Source organism: Oscillibacter valericigenes (genome assembly GCF_021531915.1).
Taxonomy (GTDB): domain Bacteria; phylum Bacillota; class Clostridia; order Oscillospirales; family Oscillospiraceae; genus Oscillibacter; species Oscillibacter valericigenes_A.
Map to the genome: position 1 here is coordinate 1 of NZ_JAFBIV010000041.1, position 2,369 is coordinate 2,369.

A 2,369-nucleotide genomic window follows, 5' to 3' on the forward strand; every position below is an offset into this window, starting at 1 on the left:
TTTCAAGGGGGTCCGGGGGGAAATCGGAATCCCCCCGGGTTTCCGGAGGGGGTGCAAGGGGGAGGGGCCTTTGCGTCAAAGGCCTCTCCCCCTGCCCCCAGTGCCCCCTGGGGAGGGGGCCGCACTCATGCGTGGGCCTTTTGCTCCGCCAGCAAATACTTCTGCTTCTCCTGCACGATCTGCCCGGCGGCGATCATCTTCTGCAGGATGGGCCGGACCTGCCGCGCGTCGATCTTCAGCAGCCGCGCAATGTCCTGCCGGAAGGCGAAGCCCTCCCGGTCCAGGTACTCCAGAATCACCGCCTCCTGCCGCTCCGGCGGCACCACCGTTTCTTTTAAATAGTATCGGGCCCCGATCTGCGTCAGCCGCCCACGCTTCACCATCAGCTTCAGCCGGTTGTACGCCGTGCTGCGGGACACCCCCAGCAGCGACGCCGTCTCGTTGCGGGTGATGGACCGCTTCCGACGCAGCCACGCCACCACCTCGTTCTCGCCGCCCACCCGGATGGCGCAGTCCAGCCGCAGGTCCCGCAGCGTCACATTATCCAGCCCGCCCCGCACCAGCGCCGCCCGCACCAGGCGGGACAGCCGCGTGCGGTCGTAGGGCTTGCCGGTGCGCGGGGAGGTCAGGACCCGCTCCGCCTCCGGGGACGCCGCCCGCAGCTCCCGCAGCACCCCCAGCAGCCCGCTGGTCAGGGGCAGCTCCCGGTCCGGGAGCCGCAGGGTCTCGGCAGCAAGGTCCACCTGGGCCCAGGTCAGGGACACAATCTCCTCCAGCCGCAGGCCCAGCTGCCACGTCAGCCACAGCGCCGCCCCCACCGGGGTGGCCCGCTCCGCCTGTAGCAGCTTCCACAGGGCGAATTCGTCGATCTCCGCCGGAGCCGCCTCCCGCCGAACCCTGGTGGAGACCTTCTTCTTTTCCAGGTGCGCCCCGAAGTGGAGGTTCATGGCCGCCGCCTCGATGCCCGTGATGCGGGAGACGTACTGCCAGTCGTGGCTCTCCAGCTGGCGCAGCACGAAGTCGTGGCGCAGGTCGATGAGCCGCACCGATGTCTGCCCCGCGGCGTCCAGGGCCTGCCGCGCCAGGCGGGAGATGGACTGGGGCGTCAGGGGCTTCTTGTCCCGGTCTGACAGCACCACCACCTCCGAGCAGCGGTTGCGGCCCTCCCGCAGGTCGGCTAAGTACGCGGCCAGATCCTCCGGGATGGGCACCCGGCGGTCCGGCAGCACGATGCGGCTGTCCAGGAAGTCGATCTGCGCCCAGGTCAGGTGCTGGATCTCGTCCCGCAACAGCCCCGCCTGCCACGCCAGGCGCAAAATGGCCCCCGCCGCGTTGTCAAAATTTTTTTCTAAAATCTGCTCCATGGCCCCCTCGTCGGGCCGGTTCACTACGTAGTCCTGCATAGCTGCTCTCCAAACTTTGTTACAGTTGTGAGTCAAATAATTGACTTCCATTTCTTTCCGCATTTTCCGGAAATTCCGGGGGCCTTGAGTCGGCATTCCACGCTGCTTGCCGCAGGCATTTGTTACGTTTAAGCGCAACAAATATTCTAACTTCCAGAAAAAGCCGAAACCCTTGCAGCGCAAGGGTTTCGGCTTTTTTCTCACCAGCAAGATACACCAAAAGATACCAAAAAGCAATATCTTTTCACATATTTTACAGCCCCATTCCCCACGGTAGACTTGTGGAAAAGGAGCGTGACAACTATGACGAAACAAGAGCGGATCGCGTTGGGCCACAGGTTGCGCCAACAGCGTAATCGGATGGGGCTCACCCGGGAGCAGTTTGCCGAGCTGGCGGACATCGGCGTCGGGTACTATGGGCAGATCGAGGTGGGCACCTCCCAGATGTCCATCGACACTCTGATCAAGGTGTCCCGGACTGCCCGGCTGTCCATGGAGTACATCCTGTTCGGGGAGGAGGACCAGCCGGCGGACCAGTCCGCTCTCCAGGCCATGCTGGACCGCTGCTCTCCCCGGGAGCTGCATCTGGCAGAGAAGGTCCTGCAGCTGTTTTTGCTGCGGAGCGACCTGTAAACGTAAAAAAGCGCCGGCAAATGGCCGGTGTTCGTAAAACAGCGTTCGCCAAATAACACGAAATAAGCATCTGTCAGACGGGATTGGTCAACGAAAAAACACGCCATATTCAGCTTCAAAGGCTGGGTATGGCGTGTTTTTCTGTTTATTTGTATTTCCGTTTCCCTTTTCCATGCGGTTGGTATGGCCTCGCCTTGCCACGCTGGTTGGTTGAGCTTTTCATGTGTTTGGACAGCTTCAAAACATCAATGAGATTGATGAATTGCTCCTTGGTAATGGCGTCGTAGTCAATGCCGAATGTTGCAAGGTAGATCCTCGCCTGTTTCTCGACGT

The 2,369-nt window shown here is 61.7% G+C and carries 2 protein-coding genes and 1 pseudogene; 1 reads left to right on the forward strand and 2 read right to left on the reverse strand.

Going from position 1 to position 2,369, the window contains the following annotated elements; translation table 11 throughout:
* Positions 1 to 125: 125 nt before the first annotated feature.
* Positions 126 to 1,403, reverse strand: coding sequence for a tyrosine-type recombinase/integrase (locus JQM66_RS12385; RefSeq protein ID WP_235230171.1), 1,278 nt, complete (start codon positions 1,401 to 1,403; stop codon positions 126 to 128).
* 303 nt (positions 1,404 to 1,706) lie between these two features.
* Between JQM66_RS12385 and JQM66_RS12390 the strand changes: the two genes are divergently transcribed.
* Positions 1,707 to 2,036 carry a helix-turn-helix domain-containing protein gene (locus tag JQM66_RS12390; RefSeq protein ID WP_235230172.1) on the forward strand — a complete coding sequence of 110 codons (330 nt, stop codon included), beginning with the start codon at positions 1,707 to 1,709 and terminating at the stop codon, positions 2,034 to 2,036.
* Between the two features lie 145 nt (positions 2,037 to 2,181).
* Here the strand turns inward: JQM66_RS12390 and JQM66_RS12395 are convergent.
* Positions 2,182 to 2,369, reverse strand: a pseudogene (locus JQM66_RS12395) (helix-turn-helix domain-containing protein); the annotation flags it as partial.